This window comes from Nitrincola schmidtii, from assembly GCF_008973715.1.
Taxonomy (GTDB): Bacteria; Pseudomonadota; Gammaproteobacteria; order Pseudomonadales; family Balneatricaceae; genus Nitrincola; species Nitrincola schmidtii.
Map to the genome: position 1 here is coordinate 38,640 of NZ_WBOL01000012.1, position 22,817 is coordinate 61,456.

Genomic DNA, 22,817 nt, shown 5'->3' on the forward strand with positions numbered 1-22,817 from the left:
TGGCAGACAGCCCGTGGCAGATCAAAAATGATATGAATCGTTTTCTACGTAAAGTATACCTGCATCCGACACATAAAAAAGGGGTCACAGTGGACCCCTTGGGATTTACATAGTTTTTAGCGATTATTTCTTGCTAGCAACAAACTCTGGGTAAGCTTCCATACCACATTCAGCGATATCGACACCCTCGTACTCTTCTTCTTCAGTCACACGGATACCCATGATCGCTTTCAGAATAGTCCATACAATCAAGCTGGCAATGAAGACCCAAGCGAAGATTGAGATGATGCCAAGGATCTGAGCACCGAAAGTAGCATCGCTGTTGGTGAAAGGTACAACCATGACACCGAAGATACCAACCACACCGTGAACAGAGATCGCACCAACAGGATCATCGATCTTAACTTTATCAAGCATCACGATTGAAGCCACTACAATACAACCAGCGATGGCACCAATGATAGTTGCAGTTAACGCGGTGGGTGCTAAAGGTTCTGCAGTGATAGATACAAGACCCGCCAATGCTCCGTTTAACGCCATGGTTAAGTCAGCTTTCTTGAACCATAGACGAGCTAGAACCAGAGCCGCAATCACACCACCTGCAGCAGCAGCGTTGGTGTTTACAAACACTTGAGCTACGTTGTTGGCAGAGTCGATATCTGACATTTTAAGCTCAGAACCACCGTTGAAGCCGAACCAACCCATCCACAGGATGAAGGTACCTAGGGTAGCGAGTGGTAGGTTAGCACCTGGGATCGCATTGATTTGACCATCTTTACCGTACTTGCCTTTACGAGCACCTAGTACTAACACACCAGCCAGAGCTGCAGCAGCACCTGCCATGTGAACGATACCTGAACCTGCAAAGTCAGAGAAACCAGCTTCACTTAAGAAACCACCACCCCAAGTCCAGTAACCGCTCACTGGGTAAATCAGACCCGTCATGACCACTGCAAATGCCAAGAATGCCCAAAGTTTCATACGCTCAGCAACCGCACCAGATACAATTGACATACAGGTTGCAACGAATACGACTTGGAAGAAGTAATCAGAACGCATTGAGTAGTAAGGACCATCTTCGCCACCAGATAGCACATCATCAACGCTATTTTCACCGCCAATTAGGCCGCCAAAGCTTGGGAATATTCCACCCTCAGCAGAGCTGTACATGATGTAGTAACCACACAACAGGTACATGGTACAAGCGATGGCAAAAAGTGAGATGTTTTTAGTGAGTATCTCAGTGGTGTTTTTCGAGCGAACCAAGCCTGCTTCCAACATAGAGAAGCCAGCCGCCATCCACATGACGAGCGCACCACAGATTAAGAAATAAAAGGTATCGATTGCATAAGCGAGATGTTTAACATCATCGGCTGTGCTTAGAAGAAGTTCTTCCATTGTTTAGCCCTCCATCAGGCGTGTAATCAAAAATTCAGATTAGAGTGCGTCGTGGCCGGATTCACCGGTACGGATGCGGATGACCTGCTCAAGAGGTACGACAAAAATTTTGCCGTCACCAATCTTGCCGGTTTGAGCCGCTTTGCTGATGGCTTCCACCACCTGATCAACGACGTCATCAGATACCGCTGCATCGATGCGAACTTTAGGTAGAAAATCCACCACATATTCAGCACCGCGATACAACTCGGTATGACCTTTTTGGCGACCAAAGCCTTTTACTTCAGTTACCGTGATGCCCTGAATTCCGATTTCGGACAAAGATTCTCTTACATCGTCCAGCTTGAAGGGTTTTATGATTGCTGAAACCAGTTTCATTGGTCTGACTCCTTATGGATACAAATTCATCAAGTAGTTAAGACGATTGCCTTAAATCCACTTGCCTTGATTCGTTTTATAGCGAAAGCCGTGCCATGTTTTTAAATCTGTTGTAAAACAATAATATAAAATTAATTGAATTGTTTTCTGAGCTTATATTGCAGTGCATCAAAGTTTTAAATAGCCAAGATGGTGCGCTAATTTGGTGCGCGCACTGATTTGGTGCAGTATTGATAGAGCGGGCAGGATAAGCGGTTTAAAGGTGCTTAAAAACAGTAAATACGTTAAGCTAACAGCATACAATTGAGTGTGGAGTAATCAGAATTATGATTCACCAGAAACTAGCAGAGGGTCTGTCTGAACAACTGGCCCAGTTTATGAACGGTGCAAAAGAGTTGCCCGGACAGCAAGTGATACAGCAGCAGATGCAGGCTGTTTTGCAGCAAGCCTTGAGTCGTCTAGACCTCGTCACGCGTGAAGAGTTTGATACACAAAAAGCGGTCTTATTAAGAACCCGTGAAAAACTCGAAGCACTTGAGCGCAAAATAGATGCAATGGAAGCCCAGCAAGTTAGCAGCGAATCCAACGATGCAGTTTAATAACCCATAATCAAAATCGATTTAATTAGCCAAGGAAGGCTTCTATGTCACTCGCCACTGTTTATAGCCGTGCCCAACTCGGCATCACCTCCCCTTCAGTTACGGTCGAAGTCCATTTATCGGGTGGCTTACCTGGCATGGCCATGGTGGGGTTACCTGAAACCGCAGTCAAAGAAAGCAAAGAGCGTGTTCGTAGTGCCCTGATTCACGCAGGCTTTGACTTTCCGCAACGACGCATTACAGTCAACTTGGCTCCTGCTGATCTGCCTAAAGAGGGTGGACGTTATGATTTAGCGATCGCTTTAGGGATTCTCCAAGCATCGGGTCAACTCAAAAGCCAAACGCTAGATCAGCACGAAATTGTGGCTGAATTAGCACTCTCTGGAGAAATTCGACCGATACGTGGAGCCTTGCCAGTCTCATTAGCCTGTGGAAAAGCGGGTAGGACATTAATTTTACCTGCCCATAACGCAGATGAGGCGACGTTGCTTGGTGATACTCCTGTCATCGCGGCAACACACCTTCTGGATGTCTGTCGTTATTTAAGCGGTAAAGCAGAAGCTTCATTTCATCAACCGGATAGAACACAGATCAAGCCGATAACATCGCCAGATCTTGCAGATGTGAAAGGGCAGTTTCAAGCGCGTCGCGCTTTAGAGGTTGCAGCGGCAGGGCAGTTGAATCTGTTGTTTAGTGGCCCTCCCGGCAGTGGCAAAAGCTTACTGGCGGCATGCCTACCGGGAATTCTGCCAGAGTTAACCCTTGCCGAGCGTTTAGAAGTCGCTTCAGTGCATTCCTTAGTTGGATTGCCTGTTCATGCCTGTTGTCAGGGACAGCGTCCTTTTCGTGCAGTCCACCATACCGCATCAGCCGTTGCATTGGTGGGAGGCGGTGCAAATCATCCTAGACCTGGAGAGATTTCGTTAGCAACCCAGGGAGTTTTATTTCTTGATGAAATGCCGGAATTTCCGCGAAGGGTACTGGATTTGATGCGAGAGCCGATGGAAACAGGCAAGATTTTAATCTCAAGAGCACTCAGTAAAGTAGAATATCCAGCTGCATTTCAATTGGTCAGTGCAATGAACCCGTGCCCCTGCGGACATTATCAAGACGGTACTGATAGATGCATTTGCACACCGGATCAAATTCGACGTTATCAAGGCCGTGTTTCAGGGCCATTATTAGATAGGATTGATCTACAGTTGTGGGTGTCGGCTTTGTCTGCGGACACGTTATTGCAACCAACCGAGCCTGCGGAGTCAAGCATTACGGTTAGACAGCGTGTTGCTGCGGCACGAGCGCGACAGGAGCATAGGCAAGGTTACAGTAACCGCTATTTACAAGGACGTGATTTAGAAACTTATTGCCAGTTGACGCCTGATACACGGACTATTTTATTACGAGCCATGGAGCGACTGCATCTTTCAGCGAGGGGGTGTCATCGTGTATTAAGAGTAGCTAGAACGCTTGCGGATTTAGATGCGGTTGAACCTATTCAGAAAACTCATTTATTAGAAGCGTTAGCCTTTAGAGGGATGGCATCGAAGAGGGATCATTCAGAAGCTCTATAAAAGATTCAAGTGGTACCGGTCGGCTAAAATAGAAACCTTGAGCCATAGGGCAGTGATGCTCTTTTAGAAATGCCAGTTGCTCAGCAGTTTCGACACCTTCGGCTATCACTTTTTTCTTTAAGTTGCGTGCTAAGCTAATGATGCTTCTAACGATCTCTTCATCTCCCTCAGATTTACCAATGCCTGCTACAAAGCTCTTGTCGATCTTCAATGTAGAGATCGGCAGCTTTTGCAGCATGGCAAAAGATGAATAGCCGGTACCAAAGTCATCTAAAGAGAATTCAGCGCCTAACTGGCTAAGTGACTCCATACAATAGACAACATGAGGTTCATCTCTAAAGAGAGCGGTTTCCGTTAATTCGAACTCCAGTTGGCGCGTATCGATATGATGCTGAATGATAAGACGCTCAATGGTGCTAGCAAGATAGCCATCTTGAAACTGTCGGAAAGAGAGATTCACACCGATTTGTTCTGGTAAACCTGCTTCTTTCAATAGCTGCATATCTTGGCCAACCTGCTCGACGACCCAATAACCTATCGGAACAATTAAACCTGATTTTTCACTGATAGGAATAAATTCATCGGGTGGAATCATACCGTGAACAGGATGTTCCCAGCGTATTAATGCCTCTGCACCGATAATGCGATGTGTGCTTAAACAAATACGGGGTTGGTAATAAAGACGAAATTGACGTTTTTGTAATGCCTGCCAAAGTTCTGGTTCTAAATTAATACTCTGTTTTTCATCAAGATCTTTTTGTGCATCAAAAATCGCATAACTATGTCCGCGGAGTTTTTTGGCTCGAATTCTTGCGGTATTGGCGTAACGAATAAGATCGTCAAACTCGGTGCTATGCTCCGGTGCCATCGCAACACCAATGCTACAGTGCAAATGAATAGTATGTTCATTAATTTCGTAAGCAGGCAGGAGAAGTTCAATAATTTGTTCGATTACATCACGGGTTTTGATTTTGATATGGTTTAACGGCGCACGAACAACCAAGGTAAATTCATCATTGCCAATACGGCATAGATCAAACTTACCTTGGCAACTATCCAAGCGCTCGGCTACCAGAGCCACAAGCCGATCACCAATATCATGACCATACTGATGATTGAAACTGGTAAAATTATCGATATCAAGCATCATCAAGCATAACGCTTCAGTTGAGTGTATTTGACGAAGTACTTGCTGTAACTGGTGATAAAAGTGTTGGCGGTTACCGGCACCGGTTAAAGGATCTTGAGTTTGCAGACGAATCAAGGTGTTCGGGATGCTTTGCTCTACCGGGAGTAGCAGCACGTTTTGACATTGATCATCAAGCGCTTGGTTTGCTTCAACCAGTGAGTGGCAATGGGTGATGAGCGGTGGCGTACTTTTCAACGCAGACAAAATATCGCCATTAAAGGTATGATGGTTGCTATCAACCAGAATCAGTTGAACTTCAGGGCTGTTTTTCTCCCTGTCAACGTTGGATGGCATCAAGCAGTTTCCTTATCAGAGTAGCTGTCGCTAAAATTACACTATTCATACCACTAATTAACATAGACTGGTTCGCATCAAATTGATAGTTATGGCATCCCAGAGATTAGCATGTTGTTTTTATATTTCAAACATTTGTTCCAAACCTGCTGTGTCTTTTTATGAATAAACTTAATTATCGGCAGGAAGAAGCCGTTCATTACATCGGTGGTCCATTATTAGTTCTTGCAGGCGCGGGATCAGGTAAAACCAGCGTAATTACGCGTAAAATCTCCTATTTGATCCAAACCTGCGGTATTGAAGCGCGACACATCGCTGCAGTGACCTTCACCAATAAAGCTGCACGAGAAATGAAAGAGCGAGTGCTGCAGTTATTGCCAAAAGGAGAGGGGCGAGGGCTAACGGTATCGACCTTTCATAATCTAGGCTTGAATATTATTCGACGGGAAGTAAAGCAACTGGGCTTTAAACCGGGTTTCTCTATCTTTGATGATCAAGACAGTAAAGCGTTGATTAAAGAGTTACTATTGCATCACGATGAAGATACCGAGCAGGTCGCTGCCGTTCAGCATCAAATTTCTAACTGGAAAAATGACATGCTAGAGCCTCAAGATGCACTGGCTCAGGCACGAGTACCACATGAAATTTTGGCTGCACGCGCCTACGAGGCTTATCAGCGATTACTAAAAGCCTATAACGCCGTTGATTTTGACGATCTGATTTTGATCCCCGTGCGCTTGTTTAACCAACAGCCTGACGTGTTAGAACGTTGGCAGCGCCGAATCCGCTATCTACTGGTCGATGAGTATCAAGACACTAACTTGTCGCAATATCGTTTGGTTCGTCAGTTAGTGGGTGTTCGCAGCGCTTTAACGGTAGTGGGCGATGATGATCAGTCCATCTATTCATGGCGAGGAGCAAGACCCGAAAACTTGGCGCGTCTACAAGATGATTTTCCGGGTTTAAAGCTGGTCAAGCTAGAGCAAAACTACCGCTCAACGGGTCGTATTCTAAAAGCTGCCAACATCCTCATTAATCATAATCCACACGTTTTCGAAAAAACTCTCTGGAGCGACAAAGCCTTCGGAGACCCGATTAGGGTCTTACATACACGTAACGAAGATGCCGAGTGTGAACGCATAGCCACAGAAATACTTGATAGACATCTTCGAGAGCGTATCCCTTTTCGTGATTTTGCCGTGTTATATCGTGGTAATCATCAATCTCGCTTGTTGGAAATGAAACTACAAAGTTCGCAAGTGCCTTACAAGCTCAGTGGAGGTACCTCGTTCTTTGCAAGGGCTGAGATTAAAGATTTGATGGCTTACCTTCGGCTATTGGTAAACCCCAGTGATGACAATGCTTTTTTAAGAATCATCAATCTACCCAGACGTGAAATTGGCCCTGCAACCCTGGAAAAGCTTGGCGAATATGCCTCTACCCGGCATATCAGTCTATTTGAAGCCTGTTCTGAAGTGGGTTTGCAGCAGGCGCTACCCGCTACTGCTTATGCCAGAGTTCAGCGCTTTTGTGAATGGATGCAGCAACTTCTTTATCGCTGTGAAACGGGCGATCCTATCGCCACTGTGCGCGATATGATTTTAGAAATGGATTATGAAAACTGGATACGCGAGCAAAGTTCCAGTGATGGTGTCGCGGAAAAGCGGATGCAGAACGTCTGGTTCTTAGTGGACTCTCTTAAATCCACACTGGAACGGTTGCAAGAAGAAGATCCGGATGCGGGCATTAAAGAAACCATCGCTCGGTTACTCTTGATCGATATGTTAGATCGACAAGAGGAAGAAGACGATTCGGACAGAGTTCAATTGATGACCTTGCACGCATCTAAAGGATTAGAGTTTCCGCATGTATATTTGATGGGAATGGAAGAAGAGTTGCTTCCTCATCGGAATAGTATTGAATCCGATACCGTCGAAGAAGAGCGTCGGTTAGCCTATGTAGGTATTACCCGTGCTCAAGTGACTTTAACCATGACGTTGGCGAAAAAACGTCGGCAGTTTGGCGAGGTGCTAGATTGCTTACCAAGTCGCTTTTTAGATGAGTTACCCCAAGAAGATCTAGCGGTTCAAGGGCTTGGGGAGCGGGATGTGCAAGCCAATGTGGCTACAGGAAGAGCTACCATTAGTTCGTTAAAGAACTTATTGGATGATTTTTAATTAACCTGTTTAACAAATAAAATAGGCTGCCGAAGCAGCCTATTCTGGAAAACTTGACTTAATTATTCAGCATCAATCATGAACTGAATAGTCGCTTCTAACTCTTCATCAGAACAGTCATTACAAGTGCCTTTTGGAGGCATTGCACCGATACCACTGATAGAGGTAGCCAATAAGCCGTCTAAACCTTTCTCAGCTGCACGAGCAGACATTTGTCCACTGCCGAATTTTGGGGATTCCAAAATACCAGATGCATGGCACGCAGCACAGAAACGATTGTAAACTTCTTCACCCGTACGAGCAGATGCGCCAGCACTAGCAGAAGGAGCAGGAGCACCTAAACCACAAGTTTCATCGCCTGCAACACAGATATTACCATGCGGTTGGATGCGATCAATGATGGCATCACGGTCAACAGCCGCATAGACAGAAGTAGCCAGAGCAACGCTTAGCCCTAGGGTGCAGAGTGCGGAAGCAGCTTTTGCAGCAAGTTTATTCACGTTCAAGACCTCATCAATTTTAGGAACAGGTGGCGTAAATGCCTGTCATGAGTCACCCTGAAACCATAAATCCACAGGGTCGGAGCAGACAATACCGCTATCATTAGGCAGGGATTATACCCTCAAAATTACGATACGGAAATGCACCTGATCTAGTTCTTAGGGTGAATGTCTTGGCAATAGCGAAATGAGTGCGTATTATTGTCGCCCTGTCAGCTCTAGCTGACAAATCAATACGCGCCAGTAGCTCAGTTGGATAGAGTAGCAGGTTCCGATCCTGTTGGTCGGGGGTTCGAATCCCTCCTGGCGCGCCATCCGCTTTTTCTTTGCACACTTTCAGCTATCCTTATCATTCATATGTCTGCTACTGTTGATGTGTCGGATTTATTAACATTTTTTGGCGCATTGTTTGTTGGATTAGAGATCTTGTGGATTCGGTAAATGGAGTATCTTGATGAATGAGGTTATAGCCAAACTTCTTAAGTTTCGGGATGATAGGGACTGGAAACAGTTTCACAATCCTAAAGATTTATCTATCGCTCTCAGTATCGAAGCCTCAGAACTTATGGAGCTGTTTCTTTGGAAATCCCCAGAACAGGCTGACGAAAACAAGATCAAGGAAGAGTTGGCCGATGTCATTGCATACGCATTATTACTTGCTGATCACTATGATCTGGATGTCGAAAAAATAGTGACAGACAAGATTTCGTTGAACGAGACCAAATATCCTGTCAGTAAAGCAAAAGGCAAAGCAACAAAGTACACCGAGTTATGAGTCATTTGCCTATGATAGAAGTACAAAGTTACCCTTTCAGTAAAGAAACTATTAGTGGGTTGCATGAAAATGCATACGCTACCACCAATTGGCCTCTGGTATACATCCTTAGTGATGAAAGAAAATTGAGGGCTTACATAGGTGAAACAACAGATGCCCTTACCCGCCTGAGTACACATCTAAAACATGACGAGAAGCAATTACTGACAGCTGTTCACTTGATTACCAGTGAGTACTTCAATAAATCCGCAACCTTAGATGTTGAATCAATGCTGATTAAATACATTGCTGCTGATGGTAAATATAATCTGATGAACGGAAATCTCGGATTAGTTGACCACAACTACTACCAGCGCGGATCTCTGTACAATGAGGTTTTCCGAGAAGTATGGAACCGTCTAATAGCATGCGGTGTTGCTTCTCGAAGTCTCGATTATCTCGATAACTCAGATGTATTCAAGTATTCCCCATACAAATCATTGTCCTTTGATCAGCGCCAAGGACTGTTAACTATTATGCATGAACTGCTTAATCATAATGTTAAGAATATTGTGATTGAGGGTGGGGCAGGTACTGGTAAATCAGTTTTAGCAATTTTTTTGTTCAAGTTGCTTCATGCTGAAGATAATCTAATTGAGTTAAGAGAGTTCGACGATGATGTGGCTGAAATTCATTCATTGCTGCTAGCGCTAAGGCAAAAGCTACCCAATCCAAGGATGGCACTTGTGGTGCCGATGACCTCGTTCAGGACTACCCTTAAAAAAGCCTTCAAGCACGTTGCTGGACTAAGTCCTAAGATGGTAATTAGCCCATCTGAACTTGCTAATCAGCATTATGACGTTGTGCTAGTAGATGAGTCTCATCGATTGCGAAAGCGTAAGAACCTTGGTGCTTATTTCGGTAGCTTTGATAAGGCCTGTGCTGCACTTGGTTTGGATAAAAACAACTGTAGTGAAGTGGATTGGGTGTGCCAACAGTCTGATAAAGCGATTTTCTTTTATGATCAGGGGCAATCTATTAAGCCTTCAGATGCAAACATTGAAAATTTTCAGCGGCTAAAGTCATCCACCGACTCGGTAACTCATCAACTGCTTTCTCAGTTTCGAGTAAAGGCAGGACAGCCGTATGTTGAATTTATCGACAAACTGCTTAATTGCCGTATCGATAATGGCGAGGTGTTTACTGCCAAAAACTATGAGTTTGTGATGTTTGATTCTCTAGAGAGCATGATTAGTGTCCTCAATGAGAAGGAAAAGCAGGTTGGGCTATCGAGAATGATTGCTGGTTATTCATGGCCTTGGGTATCTAAAAAGAATGTCACAGCCCATGACATTGTGATCGGCAATGTTCACTTGCGTTGGAATAGTACGAACACAGACTGGATTAATCAAGAAGACTCATATAAGGAAGTTGGCTGTATTCATACTACTCAGGGTTACGATCTAAACTATGCTGCCATCATATTTGGCGAAGAGATTCGTTATGATGTTCAGAGTAGGTCTATAGTGATAGACAAAAGCAAATATCATGACCGTAACGGTAGGCAAGGTATCAATGATCCGGTTGAGCTAAAGCAGTACATTATCAATATATACCGAACCATCATGCTGCGAGGCATACGGGGTACTTTTGTTTATGCCTGTGATGATGCCTTGCGTGATTACTTTAAACACCATGTCCCTTTTTACGCTAATGATAGTCAGGTCATAGAAGAAACAAATGTTGTAGCAATTGAACCATACGTCAATTCAGTGCCGCTTTTTGACTTGCAAGCTGCGGCTGGCAATTTCAGTGAAATTCATCTTGCTGAACATAAGAACTGGGTTGCTGTTCCTGAAGGCACAAAAATTAATCAAGGAATGTTTGCATGTAGGGTTATTGGCGAGTCCATGAACAGAGTTATTCCTAATAATGCACTTTGCTTATTTCGTATGGATGAGGGCGGCACTAGAAATGGAAAAACTGTCCTAGTTGAGTGTATTGATTCGGTTGATGCAGAATCAGGCTCTCGATACACCGTAAAGGTATACGAAAGCCATAAATATGAGGATGAAAGTGGTTGGCGTCATACTCGTATTCAGTTGAAACCAAACTCTTATGACAAGAGTTTTCATACTCTCGAACTTGAGGATGATGAGAGCTTGCAATATAGAGTTGTAGGTGAGTTTATTCGCGTTCTTTCTGAGTAACTTACTCAACGCATACAGTTTTTTTAAGCATCAGTACTAACGTTCGAAATACTAACTTTTGGTTTTCTGATCAACCAAGTTCAGTTAGCTGCTTCTTTGGGCGTTAGAGTCGATCTTAATCACAGTGGAGGGTGGAATGGGCCGTAGGAGTGGTTACTATTAAATGATTGTTCTGAATTAGGATGTTTGCAGTCATGGACTGGTTTTCCCCGCTTTTTACCTCGCTTATTGTTGTTCTACTATTTTTAATCCTTTTGTTTTTCACTACAGGTGTGGCGATTTATACAAAATGAATGCTTTCGAAGGATCGTGTATCTCTTTTAGGTTCAAACTTGCTGAGGCCTGCAGGGTAAAGTCTTCAAAAATCTATTGATGATCTTCAGTCTGACTTGATGGAAGCCTTTATTGCGATACCCATAATCGGTTGTTCAGTTCCATTGATGCTGATTTTGAAATATTTACTCCTACCCTGATCTCCTCGACCTCGACTTCGATCTCTCTAACTCAAGCTCGCTCTGATATCTGCAATGGTTATAAATAGCTTGTTTTCAGCATCTTTAAAAGTTTGAAACCCATAGCGTTCATAGAAGAGTTTTGCGCCATTCTTTGCGTCTACGATAACAACTGGGAATGCGACACTGTCACTAGCCATTAAAAGTTTACGGAGAGCATCGATCAGTAGCCACTCTCCAAAGCCCTTACCTTTGTATCGATCATCGACAGCTAAACGAGCAATTAGACCACCTGAGGTCGATGATTGGTGATTCTTCTGAAGCTTTTTGGGTAATGCCTTTAAGTCAATGGGTGTCATGGTCAGTGTATAAAAGCCGATGATATGCGAGTCGTCATTATCATCTTCCAACACAAAGGTTCTAGTATTGTCTTTTTTGGCTTGCTGGCTCGCCATGACTTTTAAGTAATTGTTTAGAGCATCAATGCCACAGTCGAATCGATTTCTGTCGTGTTTGTCTTTATCGAGAAGTACCGACTGCATCATTGAGTTTTGTACTCATAGCGTTCGGACGCTAATTTTAGTTTAGTGTTTACTTTAGCAGGCTTATCGAGCGCTTCCATCAATAACATAGCGTCAGCTTGGCTAAGTTTTAGAGTCTGCTCATGTTCTATCACTTGTTTTGCTTTTTCGATGGCAGCATTCAAAACAAATGAATTTATACTAGACATGCCGGAGAGAGCGGCAGCCTTTGCGAGTAAATCTTGAGTATCGACATCAACTCTAGCTGTGATGCGAGGCAAAATAGTCGCCATATTGTGATCTCCTCTTGTGCCAATCTGTCACATGATTATTATGGCGTCATTCCGCATAAGTCGCAAGCCTTGTGCCACTTTGGCACGCGGTCTAAAGTGCAGAAGGGGATTACTAGGGCGCCACACTTTATAAGTCTGTTACCTTTTCTCCCCTCATGACCAGTGATCAAACCAGAAAATGCTTTTCCGTTATCTCCACAGCCTTCTTTTTCATCAACACATTACCTTGGTGAACTGACATTAGTACGTCACTCTGATTTCTCAACACCGTGTAATCATCTTCGCCATCCAGCAAGATGAAGTGAGCTGGTTTGCCAACCTCAATCGCATAGTCGTCACGTAGGTTCATTGTTTTTGCGCTGTTGCGGGTAATGAGATCTAGAGCCGTATCGAAATCGTTACGTCCCATCATATGACAAATATGAAGACCAAAATCGAGTGTCCGCAGCAGTTTGCCATTACCTAAGGAATACCAAGGGTCATTAATGGAGTCTTGTCCAAAGCAGACATTCATACCCGCTTCATTTAACTCTTTAACACGGGTTAACCCACGGCGTTTGGGGTAGCTATCAAAACGTCCTTGCAGGTGGATGCTTTCAGTAGGGCAGGAGATAAAGTTAATTTCAGATTTTTTCAGCAGTTTAAACAGTCTTGAGCAGTAAGCGTTGTCGTAGGAACCCATGGCGGTGGTATGGCTGGCCGTAACGCGTGAACCCAGTCCGGAATTGAGTGCTTCATAGGCAAGCACTTCTAGGAACCTCGAATTAGGATCATCTGTTTCGTCGCAATGCACGTCCACTAAACGGTTATATTTTTGTGCCAGTTCAATGACTAACTTCATGGATTGTTCACCCAGTTCACGGGTGAATTCAAAATGAGGAATGCCTCCGACCACATCTGCACCGTACTCAAGCGCTTCCTCCATTAAGGCCACTCCGTTAGGGAAAGATAACAGCCCTTCCTGAGGAAACGCGACCACTTGTAATGTTATCTTTCCTTTGACCTCATCTCGAATATCACAGAGGGTTTTCAGCCCAACCAAGCTAGGGTCTGATACGTCGGCATGGGTTCTGACAAACTGTATGCCGTTTTCGACCAGCAGATCGAGTGTTTTCAATGCCCGCTGTCTGATGTCTTCTGCGCTGAGCATCGGTTTCCGCTCACTCCAGCGCTGAATGCCTTCAAATAATGTGCCGCTCATATTCCAGTTGGGTTCCCCCGCTGTCAGGGCAGCATCCAGATGAATGTGTGGCTCTACAAAGGGTAAGGAAAGAAGTTTACCTTGTGCATCAACTGTGGCTGAGGCGTCATGAATGTATGAGCTTTGTTGTTCAATGTGAGACCAAACACCTTGGTTGATACTCAGTGTAAATAATTCTGAGCGATGACGTAGTCTGGCATTGATAATTTTCATGCGTAAATCCTTAAAAATGGTTCTTTCGATGTTAATGAATATCGTGTCGTTGAAGTACTATCTGCTCAATAAACAGTGCGTTTTGTATGTTGAGTCGTGTAAAGGCATCATTTAGATGATGGCCAATCAGAGGTTCAATTCGGCTTAATCGGTGCCTAAGGGTGTTTCGATGAATACCCAGCGCATCAGCGGCCTGTTGATGATTACCCAGCAGGTTCAGGTATTTTGCTAAGGTTTCTTTCAGTACTTTTGCGTCCTTATCGGATGAAAAGCAGAGTTCTCCTAGATAAATCTGACAAAACTCGGTCAGTAGTCGTCGATTGGGAATCGCATCAAAGAGTTTAGCGATGCCGAGTTGCTCATAAAAGAATAAGCGTTGATGTTGAGCATTTACTGCAAACTGAACCGTCTGTCGTGCCTGTTCAACTGCTTGGCTCAGCGAGCCTAGCTCCATATGCAGATCGCTGACGCCGAGGTAAAACGGGTTTGAGCCGTTGGCAACGGGTAGTTGATCGAGAATCGTCTGAAACTCATCTACTAAAGATGATGAGTCGGCTTTATCTCTTGGAAAAACCGCGATGATGTCCTGTTCAAGCCGCAATAGAGGCCATTTAACGCCGCGTCGTTTCAGTAGCAGAGAAAGCGCATCTTCGATGATGTCTATCGATAAATTCTCATGCGGAGGTAAGCTCTCTATCTTTTCCGTTGTTTGACGCAGTGCCAACACGTAAAAAGACGATTGATGATCCAGCCCGAGTTCTATCGCTTTGATTTTAATCAACTCAGGTGTATCCGCGTAGCCATTGATCAGCCGAGTTAAAAATAATTTGGTCGACTGACCCATGAGGTTTTCTTGAACAATTGCATTGCTGATGATTTCAGTAACTTCAACCAGTCGTAAACTATAGGGCTGTTCCAATAATGGGAATCCCAGTGTGTTGGCGAGTTCTATAACACTTGCGGGAATCGTTTGAATGAACTCTGATCCGGTTAAAATAACCATGCCTGCCACACCATGTTCAACCGATTCATGGATAATTTGTAAAAGATTGCTTTCATTACGGCGGCGATTAATGCCCGTAATAAAAACCAGTTCACCGCCTGATACCCAGGGTGCAATGCTGTCATTTTCTGCACAGTAGGGCCAGCGAACCACTCGATTACTGCCTGTCAATCCTGCGCGAAATCGTATCGATTCGAGACCCGGTAAATGAACGATTTCTGCGCAGGTGATCGCCATAATTAGCTTTGTGCCTCGGATAAATTAGCCTGTTTAGCAAGCACCATAGAGATGATGGCATAACACAGCATGGCTGAGAAAACGCCCACAACTGGCGGGATAAAGGGTGATGTGAGCGCGATTCCTGAACCAACTGCATAGGAAATAAAACCGACCCAATTAAAGTTGGGCAACTCGACCTCTTTTAGCAGTGGGTAATTGCCGCGATGCTTAATCCAGAAATCAGCCATGATCACGCCGCCAATCGGTGGGATGAAGGTACCTAGCAAAATCAAAAACGGAATGAGCAGGTTATACATCCCACCGACCGCCAGAATGATGCCAACAATTGCACCGCATACGGTGATTAGTCGTCTTTTATCGGTACGCATTAAGTTGCAACCCGCGACGGCAAAGTTGTAAATGGTATTGTCTTGCGTTGTCCAGATATTCAAAAACAACATCAGAACGGCTAATACCACAAAACCTTGAGCGATCATCACATCGACAATATCAGCCTGTTGATAAATGAGTGTGCCCAATGCTCCAGTTAACACCATCAATCCGTTACCCACAAAGAAGGCCGCCAAGGTGGCAATGACGGCGACTTTAGGGCTGCTGGCAAATCGACTCCAATTGGTGGCTTGAGTGCCTCCTGAAACGAAAGTGCCAATGATCACCGTGACAGCTGCTGCAAAACCCATGCTTTCCGTTGGAGATGTGCTTAAAAGACCTTCGAATCCACCGACATCCAATAAGCCGTTGTATAAGCTGATGAGAATAAAAATCATCATGGCCGGCACTGCTACGCGTGAAAGCATGTCCATGCCTTTGTAACCCACCATTGCCGTTAAGCAAAAAGCAAATCCAAAAAAGATCATTAATGGAATCTCATAGAGTTCAGAGATCCCTGTGGTTTTGACCAACACTATCGCAATGGTGGCTGTTCCCCATGCATACCAGCCAATTTGAGTGAAACCAAGGATGATGTCAGAGAGTTTGCTGCCCAACTCGCCAAAACAAAAGCGGCTCATCAGCGCGGTATTCAGTCCGCTTTTACAGGCAATATAGCCCAATGCTGCGGCATAAACACCCAGTAACAGATTGCCGACAAGGATAGCCATGAGTAACTCTTGAAAGGAGAAAGCTTTACCTATCGCCCCTCCTGCCCACATGGTTGAGGTGAAAAAGGTAAAGCCCATCAGTAACAGTGAAATAGAAAGAAGCCCCTTACGTTTATCCTTGGGCACTTCTGACAATGGATAATCAGTGGTTTGCATTGTGAATGCTCCTACATTAATTAATCAAATAGACCACTGAGGTTGAGCAATCCCTGTGCCCTTGCGATAGTGTTTGGGGATACTTAGATCGAGCATGGTCAATCTGACTCATACTTTGTTGCAAAAACTGTGCAACTTGCACAATCTGATAGAAAGAGTAGTAGGGTGGGTGCCTAAGCCTTGCGTCTGTCTAACCGTGTTAGCGTCCTATCCAGGAAAAGTGCTCTTGAATTGTGCGGCATTGATACAAACTGGTGCGTTATTAATAGAGTGTAAGATTATTTTTTAATAGACTCTAAAACCTTCAAAGCTCAGTAAACTCACTGGTAAGTTACGAGGTACAAATCGTAATGACGATGGCTGTTATTGGCTGAACTGAGACGATTTTTTACCGCTTATTCCCGCGTAGTGTGAACGGATTAGAGCTATATCGGCATCTGCATTGCCTGTTGTGGTAAAGGTGCCCAGGAAACCACCGCGCTTGCGCTCAAAATCCAGAAACCCCATCAGAATCGGTACATCAGCACCATGGGCGATGTGATAGAAACCGGTTTTCCACTTATCGACCTTACTGCGTGTTCCCTCCGGAGGAACAATCAGAAACATCTGCTCGCTGGCGTTCATTTCATCGATAGAAGCTTGCACCATATTGTTGGCTTTCGACCGATCAATGGGTAATCCTCCCATCCACATCATTAGATGTCGGAAGGGTGGTCTGAAGATGCTGTCTTTGCCCATCCAATAAATCGGTGCTTTCATCACGAACGCAATCATCAAGGTAAAAGGTAAGTCCCAGTTGCTGGTGTGCGGTGCGGCAATCATAACGCACTTTTTCAGATCAGCAGGAATTTCGCCTTCAACTTTCCAGCCTGCAAGACGCAACGTGATAACAGAAATGGCACGTAGAAGAGGCCGGATAACGGGTGTGTCGAACATTGTAGGGTGCATAATAATCCTATTGATAATGGTTCTTTACAGCCTGTGAGTGTAAATGTAGAAGCTTTCCGAGTGATTCAATAAATCAGTAGCATATCTAAGATGAGCTGATTGTGAAAACGCTTTTAGTTAAAGCCTAGCCTGCATGTTAGCGCTAGGTTTTAAGCTGTTAAAGATGCTTTCGTTGATAACGCGTCAGCAGATAACTCAACAGAGGCGCGGAGAGGATTAATACGAACAGCCGAATCAGGTGTATATACACCACATAGATAGGATTAATGCCTGCGGCAGTCGCAATCAGTGCCATCTCACCTACACCACCGGGAACGAGTGCCAGAAATGCATGTGACAGCGGAATAGCCGTGAGTTTCCATGTTACAAAGGCAAAAATCGCCGCGATTAGCATGCCTAAACTGGTTGCCAACACCGCGTAACGGCTCACCTTTAAAAGTTGCGTGATGCAGGCTCCTGAAAATCGGCTACCTATACCAGAGCCCAGTACCACAAAGGTAATGATCATGATCCAACTGGGCAGTTCAATATCGACGATGGTTAAAGAGAGGGATGCGCTGATGAGCATTGGACCTAGGAATTCAGCCATCGGCAGGCGTAATTGCTTAGCTAACCACCATCCGACAGGCACGAGTGCTAACCAGCCTAAGTGTGTTAGCTTGCCGAGTTCGGTGCTTGGGTTTTCTAATCCCTGCCCTGGCATAAAATAGAAAATCATTGACGTACTGATGACGACCAATGCAATCCGAAGAGTCTGTGCTATCGCTATCCAGCGAGCATCTCCGCCGAGTTTTTCACCCTGAATCACGACCGCATTCATGGTTCCTGGTAGCGAGGAAAAGACCGAGGTGATGATATCCAGTCCAGCCAGTTTTTTAAAAACCAGCGTGTTCACTATCAGTGTCACTGCAACAGAAAGAAGCATGACGAGAACACTGGGGTACCAAGTCGCCAGTTCTTTTAGTAAGCCTGCCTCGAAACCTGTGCCTAACCAGAAGCCTAATACACCTAAGAAAAATTGATTCGCTTGTCGATTGACATGAACAGGAACCCCTTTGATTGCTAGGATCATGACCAGAATAAGGGGTCCCAGCATCCAAGGTAATGGAAGGCCGAGCCACCAAGCGACCCAGCCTCCTAGTACTCCAATGATCAATGTATAAGCTGTTTTCAATGTTAATTAACCGTTTAACGTTTCTTTTAAGGGTTTGAGAAAAAGTGAACGTATCTTGATACTGAATGAAGTCAAAAGTCTGCGATATTATAGGATATCCAACTACTAGAAAATTCTAGGCACCATAAAGTGCTTTATCCGAGTGAATCAGGATCTTTTTGCGAATTTCACCTTTAGAATAGACGCATCACGAATTGAGTGTAATATTCGGACTACTCAACCCAACCGAAATGAGAGAACCTTTGCATGACATCATCGACAATTTTTAATAAGCACGTCGTCATTGTGGGTGGTGGAGCAGGCGGTTTAGAGCTAGCCACTCGTTTGGGTAGAGCCTACGCTCGCAAAGGTTTGCAGGTCACTCTAGTTGATGAAGACCCCACACATATCTGGAAACCATTACTGCATGAGGTAGCCTCCGGCTCTCTTGATCCGGGCATCGACGAGTTGAATTATCGAGCACAGGCTAGAAGTGCTCGGTTTAAATTTCAAATTGGGCGTTTAGAAAATATTGATCGCACAAAAAAAATACTGTTTTTAGCTCCGGTTACGGGTATTGATGGAGAAGTTGTTCTGCCGATTCGTACCCTTAGCTATGACTACCTAGTCCTAGCGGTAGGCAGTCAAACCCATGATTTTGGTATTGAAGGGGTCAGAGAGCATTGCGCCTTTTTGGATAATCGCTATCAAGCTGAGCGTTTTCATCACCATTTGTTAGAGGCCTGGTTGCGAGCAAGTTCTGAAGCCGAAGGTCATCTGCGTATTGCCATTGTTGGAGCGGGTGCGACGGGTGTAGAGCTTTCTGCAGAGATTTTTCATGCGGCTAAAGAGCTAGGTGCCTATGGCTTATCAAAGCTAAATCGAAGTCAACTAGAGGTCAATTTAATAGAGGCTGGTCCGCGAATTTTGGGTGCATTACCTGAACGTTTATCGAGTGCTGCTCATGTTGAGTTGGAAAAACTAGGTGTCAAAGTTAAAACCAACACCCAAGTCGCCGCAGTCACTCAAGATCATTTATTGACTCAAAATAACGAAGAGATCAAAGCAGAATTAAAGGTCTGGGCAGCGGGTATAAAGGCTCCTGACTTTTTGCGAGAGTTAGACGGCTTGGAGGTGAACGCCAGAAATCAGCTTGTGGTGAATCCTGACTTGCGATGCACTCTCGATCCAACCATTTTCGCCATCGGTGACTGTGCTGCCTGCTTGATGCCAGATGGTAAGAGTCTAGTGCCTCCTCGTGCACAAGCGGCTCATCAAATGGCAAGTTTTGTTTTCAAACAGTTCAAAAAAGTACTCGAGAATGAGCCTCTGCCAGCCTATGAATACAAGGATTATGGCTCGATGGTCTCACTCAGCAATTACTCTACCGTCGGAAGCCTGATGGGAAATCTCAGTAAGGGTAGTATGATGATTGAAGGTAAAGTGGCCCGTATCGTCTACGTATCCCTTTACCGGCTTCATCAAATTGCGATTTATGGTTTTTTCAAAACGGCTCTGATTGCGTTTGTGGCCAGAATTAATCGAGTGATACGACCACGATTGAAGTTACATTGAGTTTGTTAAGGAGCCCAGCATGGGTACGGATAATCCAGTGAATAAGTTGAATGTATTAGGCAAACCCTTGCAACCTTGCTGCAGTGTCATCAAAACAGGTTATTTCAGAGATGGCTATTGCCGAACAGATCAAAGTGATTTTGGTCGTCATGTGATTTGTGCCATTGTCACTGAGGAATTTTTAACCTTTACTCAACGTCGTGGTAATGATTTATCGACACCTATGCCTGCCTATGGTTTTCCGGGTTTGAAGCCGGGAGATAAGTGGTGCTTATGTGCATCTAGGTGGAAAGAAGCTCATGAAAAGGGTTGTGCGCCTCCTATCATATTGGAAGCATGCGAAAAAACGGCTTTAAGTGTCGTTCCTCTGGAGCTTTTACAGCAGTATCAACTATCCTAGTAGCAGTGTGCTATTTTATAGTTCAGATTAGCCTGTGCATTGAACCTAAGACGAGATCATCATGGCATTTGTTGTCCTTGAAAACTGTATTAAATGTAAATATACCGATTGTGTGGATGTGTGCCCTGTAGATTGTTTCTACGAGGGTCCTAACTTTCTGGTTATCCATCCTGATGAGTGTATCGATTGTGCTTTGTGTGTTTCAGAATGCCCTGCCGATGCCATCGCTTGTGACGACGAGGTGCCTGAAGATCAGATTGAATTCATCAAGATTAATGCTGAGCTAGCCGAGATATGGCCGAATATTACTCAGCGTAAAGACCCCTTAGAGGGGGCAGATGAGCAAAATGGTGTGGCAGGAAAGCGTCAAGAATTGATTCGCTAGAGTGATAGTGAGAGGGCACTGACAGTCTGTTTAACGACTGCAGTGCCAACGCAACATTAACCGATCTGTTTTAGCTCGATCTGATTTGGTTTTTTGCTGACGGGAACCTCGCCAGGTGCAGCTAGGCCTAGATTGTTTTTCTCAAACACTCGATCGGCACGATAGCTAGACCGAACCATCGGGCCAGACGGTACTTCCATAAAACCTTTTTCCAGTCCTACTTCACGATAGATATTGAACTGTTCAGGTGTGACGTAACGCTCAACGGGTAAATGATTTTTGGTTGGGCGCAAGTACTGACCTAGGGTGACAATATCGACGCCGATGGCGCGCAGGTCATCAAAGGTTTCATAAATCTCTTCATCCGTTTCACCCAGGCCGACCATAATACTGGTTTTGGTGATCACATCAGGACGATATTGCTTGGCATATTCGAGTACTCGAAGGGTCTTCTCATAGCCTGCTCGTATGTCACGCACGGGGTGAGTCAATCGTCGCACCGTTTCGATGTTTTGAGCAAAGACTTCAAGGCCTGAATCGAGCACTTTTTCGATATTGGCTTCAACACCGTCAAAGTCTGGCGTCAGCGCTTCTACGATGACCTCAGGTGTTCTGGCCTTAATGGCTGAGATGCAGGCGGCATAATGGGCAGCGCCACCATCGTTAAGATCATCCCGATCAACCGATGTGAGAACGATATAGCGCAATGCCATCAATTCGACAGACTTAGCGGTATTTTCAGGTTCATCCCGATCCAGCCAACCTTTAGGGTTACCGGTATCTACCGCGCAAAATTTGCATGCGCGGGTACAGACTGAGCCCATCAACATAATGGTCGCCGTGCCAGAGTTCCAGCACTCGCCAATATTAGGGCAATGCGCTTCTTGGCAGACGGTACTTAATTTATGCTCAGTCACGTTACGCATAACGTCATTAAAACGCTCGCCACCCGGCATTTTGGCACGCAACCATTCGGGTTTGCGGGTATAAATTTCAGGTGCGGTGTTATGCGATTGCTTAACGCCATCTTTGATCGCTGCAATGCCTAATTCGTTGCGAAACTTTTGGCCGCTGGATATACGGTTTTCATGTTTACTCATTGAGTGTTGCACTCCGCGTTTATATCTTATTCACGATCACCTGATGCTAGGTAATGTGTTTATAGGATAATTCTAGCACTAATCATCATTCTGTTCGGCATGCATTCGCTGCAAACGTTCACTTTCTTCTTCACTGGCAGCATCGATAACCGCCATTAACTCGTCTACATCAGCATGGGTTTCATCGTAGGTGTAAATACCCGTGAGCTGGCTATCAGCGTGTAGCTTGCCAGATTCATATAAAGACCACATCTCTCGTGCAAACTCTGTTTTTAGCAGTTCAGGTGCGAAACGGCCAAAGTAGGCACGCATGGTATTGACGTCTCGCTCAAGCATCATGCTGGCGCTATTATTACCGGCGGCATTGACTGCTTGAGGCAGGTCGATAATGACGGGCCCTTGAGCGTCTAACAGGACATTAAACTCAGAAAGATCGCCATGCACTAATCCTGCACATAGCATGCGTACGACTTCTTCAATGACTTGTTGATGCCAAACTTTCGCGTCTTCTGGGCTAAGGGTAACGTCATCTAAACGAGGAGCAACGTAGCCCTCAGCATCGGTAATTAGCTCCATTAATAGCACGCCATCAATAAAACCATAGGGCTTCGGAACTCTGACACCGGCTGAAGCGAGTTGATACAGCGCTTCGACTTCAGCGTTTAACCAAGCATTTTCCTGCTCTTTTTGTCCATATTGCGTTTTTTTAGACATGGCTCGGGCTCGACGGGTATTACGAACCTTGCGCCCTTCTTGGTACTGAACCGCTTGCTTGAAGCTACGTTTGCTGGCTTCTTTGAACACCTTAGCGCAGCGCACCTCATCGCCACAGCGCACAACATAGACTTCGGCCTCTTTGCCGCTCATCAGTTGGCTGATCACTTCGTCGATCATGCCATCTTCTACGAGCGGCTGTAATCTTTTGGGTATTTTCATAAATAGTCTATGTCCGGTGGCATGTGCAGCCTGTATTTAGGCATATTAGGTTGAACGTCTTAAACGCATTG

Annotated in this window: 21 protein-coding genes and 1 tRNA gene; 9 read left to right on the forward strand and 13 right to left on the reverse strand. The window is 44.9% G+C overall.

The features are described from left to right. Positions 1 to 123 precede the first annotated feature (123 nt). Complete coding sequence (locus tag F7R24_RS11275; protein ID WP_151671359.1) at positions 124 to 1,398, reverse strand: ammonium transporter; 1,275 nt, start codon at positions 1,396 to 1,398, stop codon at positions 124 to 126. A gap of 39 nt (positions 1,399 to 1,437) precedes the next feature. Continuing rightward, positions 1,438 to 1,776: a P-II family nitrogen regulator gene (glnK, locus tag F7R24_RS11280; protein WP_036520119.1), complete on the reverse strand. Its 339-nt coding sequence runs from the start codon at positions 1,774 to 1,776 to the stop codon at positions 1,438 to 1,440. A 326-nt stretch (positions 1,777 to 2,102) separates the two neighbouring features. Between glnK and F7R24_RS11285 the strand changes: the two genes are divergently transcribed. Continuing rightward, positions 2,103 to 2,375, forward strand: a complete 273-nt coding sequence (locus F7R24_RS11285) for an accessory factor UbiK family protein (protein WP_151671360.1) — start codon at positions 2,103 to 2,105, stop codon at positions 2,373 to 2,375. 44 nt (positions 2,376 to 2,419) lie between these two features. Beyond that, positions 2,420 to 3,946 carry a YifB family Mg chelatase-like AAA ATPase gene (locus F7R24_RS11290; RefSeq protein ID WP_151671361.1) on the forward strand — a complete coding sequence of 509 codons (1,527 nt, stop codon included), beginning with the start codon at positions 2,420 to 2,422 and terminating at the stop codon, positions 3,944 to 3,946. Here the strand turns inward: F7R24_RS11290 and F7R24_RS11295 are convergent. Then, positions 3,903 to 5,429: a putative bifunctional diguanylate cyclase/phosphodiesterase gene (locus F7R24_RS11295; RefSeq protein WP_151671362.1), complete on the reverse strand. Its 1,527-nt coding sequence runs from the start codon at positions 5,427 to 5,429 to the stop codon at positions 3,903 to 3,905. The genes F7R24_RS11290 and F7R24_RS11295 overlap by 44 nt on opposite strands. Before the next feature lie 161 nt (positions 5,430 to 5,590). On the opposite strand from F7R24_RS11295, the gene rep reads away from it, so the two are divergent. Continuing rightward, the gene (rep, locus tag F7R24_RS11300; RefSeq protein WP_151671363.1) at positions 5,591 to 7,606 is read left to right on the forward strand and encodes a DNA helicase Rep; all 2,016 of its coding nucleotides are present in this window, start codon (positions 5,591 to 5,593) and stop codon (positions 7,604 to 7,606) included. Between the two features lie 62 nt (positions 7,607 to 7,668). Here rep and F7R24_RS11305 read toward each other — a convergent pair whose 3' ends face one another. After that, positions 7,669 to 8,106, reverse strand: a complete 438-nt coding sequence (locus tag F7R24_RS11305; protein ID WP_151671364.1) for a c-type cytochrome — start codon at positions 8,104 to 8,106, stop codon at positions 7,669 to 7,671. 237 nt (positions 8,107 to 8,343) lie between these two features. Here F7R24_RS11305 and F7R24_RS11310 point away from each other — a divergent pair. From F7R24_RS11310 to F7R24_RS11320, 3 genes are all read left to right on the forward strand, one after another. Beyond that, positions 8,344 to 8,420: transfer RNA gene (locus F7R24_RS11310), tRNA-Arg, on the forward strand. Positions 8,421 to 8,560: 140 nt separating this feature from the next. Beyond that, positions 8,561 to 8,881, forward strand: coding sequence for a nucleotide pyrophosphohydrolase (locus tag F7R24_RS11315; RefSeq protein WP_151671365.1), 321 nt, complete (start codon positions 8,561 to 8,563; stop codon positions 8,879 to 8,881). A gap of 11 nt (positions 8,882 to 8,892) precedes the next feature. After that, entirely contained in the window at positions 8,893 to 11,070 is a 2,178-nt protein-coding gene (locus F7R24_RS11320) for a DUF2075 domain-containing protein (protein WP_206057530.1), read from the forward strand. 499 nt (positions 11,071 to 11,569) lie between these two features. On the opposite strand, the gene F7R24_RS11325 is transcribed toward F7R24_RS11320, so the two are convergent. The 7 genes from F7R24_RS11325 to F7R24_RS11355 form a co-directional block, all read right to left on the reverse strand. Further along, positions 11,570 to 12,067: a GNAT family N-acetyltransferase gene (locus tag F7R24_RS11325; protein ID WP_151671367.1), complete on the reverse strand. Its 498-nt coding sequence runs from the start codon at positions 12,065 to 12,067 to the stop codon at positions 11,570 to 11,572. Then, a complete protein-coding gene (locus tag F7R24_RS11330) occupies positions 12,064 to 12,336 on the reverse strand; it encodes a type II toxin-antitoxin system TacA family antitoxin (protein ID WP_151671368.1) in 273 nt (90 codons plus the stop codon). The genes F7R24_RS11325 and F7R24_RS11330 overlap by 4 nt, the downstream gene beginning before the upstream one ends. Before the next feature lie 166 nt (positions 12,337 to 12,502). Next, positions 12,503 to 13,750: a cytosine deaminase gene (gene codA, locus F7R24_RS11335; RefSeq protein WP_151671369.1), complete on the reverse strand. Its 1,248-nt coding sequence runs from the start codon at positions 13,748 to 13,750 to the stop codon at positions 12,503 to 12,505. Positions 13,751 to 13,781: 31 nt separating this feature from the next. Beyond that, complete coding sequence (locus F7R24_RS11340) at positions 13,782 to 14,990, reverse strand: PucR family transcriptional regulator (RefSeq protein WP_151671370.1); 1,209 nt, start codon at positions 14,988 to 14,990, stop codon at positions 13,782 to 13,784. Positions 14,991 to 14,992: 2 nt separating this feature from the next. Next, positions 14,993 to 16,249, reverse strand: coding sequence for a cytosine permease (codB, locus tag F7R24_RS11345; protein ID WP_151671371.1), 1,257 nt, complete (start codon positions 16,247 to 16,249; stop codon positions 14,993 to 14,995). Positions 16,250 to 16,612: 363 nt separating this feature from the next. Then, positions 16,613 to 17,197 carry a lysophospholipid acyltransferase family protein gene (locus F7R24_RS11350; RefSeq protein ID WP_151671372.1) on the reverse strand — a complete coding sequence of 195 codons (585 nt, stop codon included), beginning with the start codon at positions 17,195 to 17,197 and terminating at the stop codon, positions 16,613 to 16,615. A 157-nt stretch (positions 17,198 to 17,354) separates the two neighbouring features. Beyond that, positions 17,355 to 18,371: an AbrB family transcriptional regulator gene (locus F7R24_RS11355; RefSeq protein ID WP_151671373.1), complete on the reverse strand. Its 1,017-nt coding sequence runs from the start codon at positions 18,369 to 18,371 to the stop codon at positions 17,355 to 17,357. Positions 18,372 to 18,617: 246 nt separating this feature from the next. Here F7R24_RS11355 and F7R24_RS11360 point away from each other — a divergent pair, with 246 nt between their 5' ends. From F7R24_RS11360 to fdxA, 3 genes are all read left to right on the forward strand, one after another. Continuing rightward, complete coding sequence (locus tag F7R24_RS11360) at positions 18,618 to 19,925, forward strand: NAD(P)/FAD-dependent oxidoreductase (protein WP_151671374.1); 1,308 nt, start codon at positions 18,618 to 18,620, stop codon at positions 19,923 to 19,925. 19 nt (positions 19,926 to 19,944) lie between these two features. After that, on the forward strand, positions 19,945 to 20,325 hold the full coding sequence (locus F7R24_RS11365) for a DUF2237 family protein (RefSeq protein ID WP_151671375.1): 381 nt from the start codon (positions 19,945 to 19,947) through the stop codon (positions 20,323 to 20,325). 61 nt (positions 20,326 to 20,386) lie between these two features. After that, entirely contained in the window at positions 20,387 to 20,710 is a 324-nt protein-coding gene (gene fdxA / locus F7R24_RS11370) for a ferredoxin FdxA (RefSeq protein ID WP_151671376.1), read from the forward strand. A 56-nt stretch (positions 20,711 to 20,766) separates the two neighbouring features. On the opposite strand, the gene lipA is transcribed toward fdxA, so the two are convergent. Beyond that, positions 20,767 to 21,810 carry a lipoyl synthase gene (lipA, locus tag F7R24_RS11375; protein ID WP_151671377.1) on the reverse strand — a complete coding sequence of 348 codons (1,044 nt, stop codon included), beginning with the start codon at positions 21,808 to 21,810 and terminating at the stop codon, positions 20,767 to 20,769. Between the two features lie 78 nt (positions 21,811 to 21,888). After that, positions 21,889 to 22,746: a PA4780 family RIO1-like protein kinase gene (locus tag F7R24_RS11380; RefSeq protein WP_151671378.1), complete on the reverse strand. Its 858-nt coding sequence runs from the start codon at positions 22,744 to 22,746 to the stop codon at positions 21,889 to 21,891. Between the last annotated feature and the right edge of the window lie 71 nt (positions 22,747 to 22,817).

What these genes read in the sequence shown, in the direction of transcription:
- F7R24_RS11275 (WP_151671359.1), bottom strand. Translation starts at nt 1,398, where the DNA reads ATGGAAGAACTTCTTCTAAGCACAGCCGATGATGTTAAACATCTCGCT.
- glnK (WP_036520119.1), bottom strand. Translation starts at nt 1,776, where the DNA reads ATGAAACTGGTTTCAGCAATCATAAAACCCTTCAAGCTGGACGATGTA.
- F7R24_RS11285 (WP_151671360.1), top strand. Translation starts at nt 2,103, where the DNA reads ATGATTCACCAGAAACTAGCAGAGGGTCTGTCTGAACAACTGGCCCAG.
- F7R24_RS11290 (WP_151671361.1), top strand. Translation starts at nt 2,420, where the DNA reads ATGTCACTCGCCACTGTTTATAGCCGTGCCCAACTCGGCATCACCTCC.
- F7R24_RS11295 (WP_151671362.1), bottom strand. Translation starts at nt 5,429, where the DNA reads ATGCCATCCAACGTTGACAGGGAGAAAAACAGCCCTGAAGTTCAACTG.
- rep (WP_151671363.1), top strand. Translation starts at nt 5,591, where the DNA reads ATGAATAAACTTAATTATCGGCAGGAAGAAGCCGTTCATTACATCGGT.
- F7R24_RS11315 (WP_151671365.1), top strand. Translation starts at nt 8,561, where the DNA reads ATGAATGAGGTTATAGCCAAACTTCTTAAGTTTCGGGATGATAGGGAC.
- F7R24_RS11320 (WP_206057530.1), top strand. Translation starts at nt 8,893, where the DNA reads ATGATAGAAGTACAAAGTTACCCTTTCAGTAAAGAAACTATTAGTGGG.
- F7R24_RS11325 (WP_151671367.1), bottom strand. Translation starts at nt 12,067, where the DNA reads ATGATGCAGTCGGTACTTCTCGATAAAGACAAACACGACAGAAATCGA.
- F7R24_RS11330 (WP_151671368.1), bottom strand. Translation starts at nt 12,336, where the DNA reads ATGGCGACTATTTTGCCTCGCATCACAGCTAGAGTTGATGTCGATACT.
- codA (WP_151671369.1), bottom strand. Translation starts at nt 13,750, where the DNA reads ATGAAAATTATCAATGCCAGACTACGTCATCGCTCAGAATTATTTACA.
- F7R24_RS11340 (WP_151671370.1), bottom strand. Translation starts at nt 14,990, where the DNA reads ATGGCGATCACCTGCGCAGAAATCGTTCATTTACCGGGTCTCGAATCG.
- codB (WP_151671371.1), bottom strand. Translation starts at nt 16,249, where the DNA reads ATGCAAACCACTGATTATCCATTGTCAGAAGTGCCCAAGGATAAACGT.
- F7R24_RS11350 (WP_151671372.1), bottom strand. Translation starts at nt 17,197, where the DNA reads ATGCACCCTACAATGTTCGACACACCCGTTATCCGGCCTCTTCTACGT.
- F7R24_RS11360 (WP_151671374.1), top strand. Translation starts at nt 18,618, where the DNA reads ATGACATCATCGACAATTTTTAATAAGCACGTCGTCATTGTGGGTGGT.
- F7R24_RS11365 (WP_151671375.1), top strand. Translation starts at nt 19,945, where the DNA reads ATGGGTACGGATAATCCAGTGAATAAGTTGAATGTATTAGGCAAACCC.
- fdxA (WP_151671376.1), top strand. Translation starts at nt 20,387, where the DNA reads ATGGCATTTGTTGTCCTTGAAAACTGTATTAAATGTAAATATACCGAT.
- lipA (WP_151671377.1), bottom strand. Translation starts at nt 21,810, where the DNA reads ATGAGTAAACATGAAAACCGTATATCCAGCGGCCAAAAGTTTCGCAAC.
- F7R24_RS11380 (WP_151671378.1), bottom strand. Translation starts at nt 22,746, where the DNA reads ATGAAAATACCCAAAAGATTACAGCCGCTCGTAGAAGATGGCATGATC.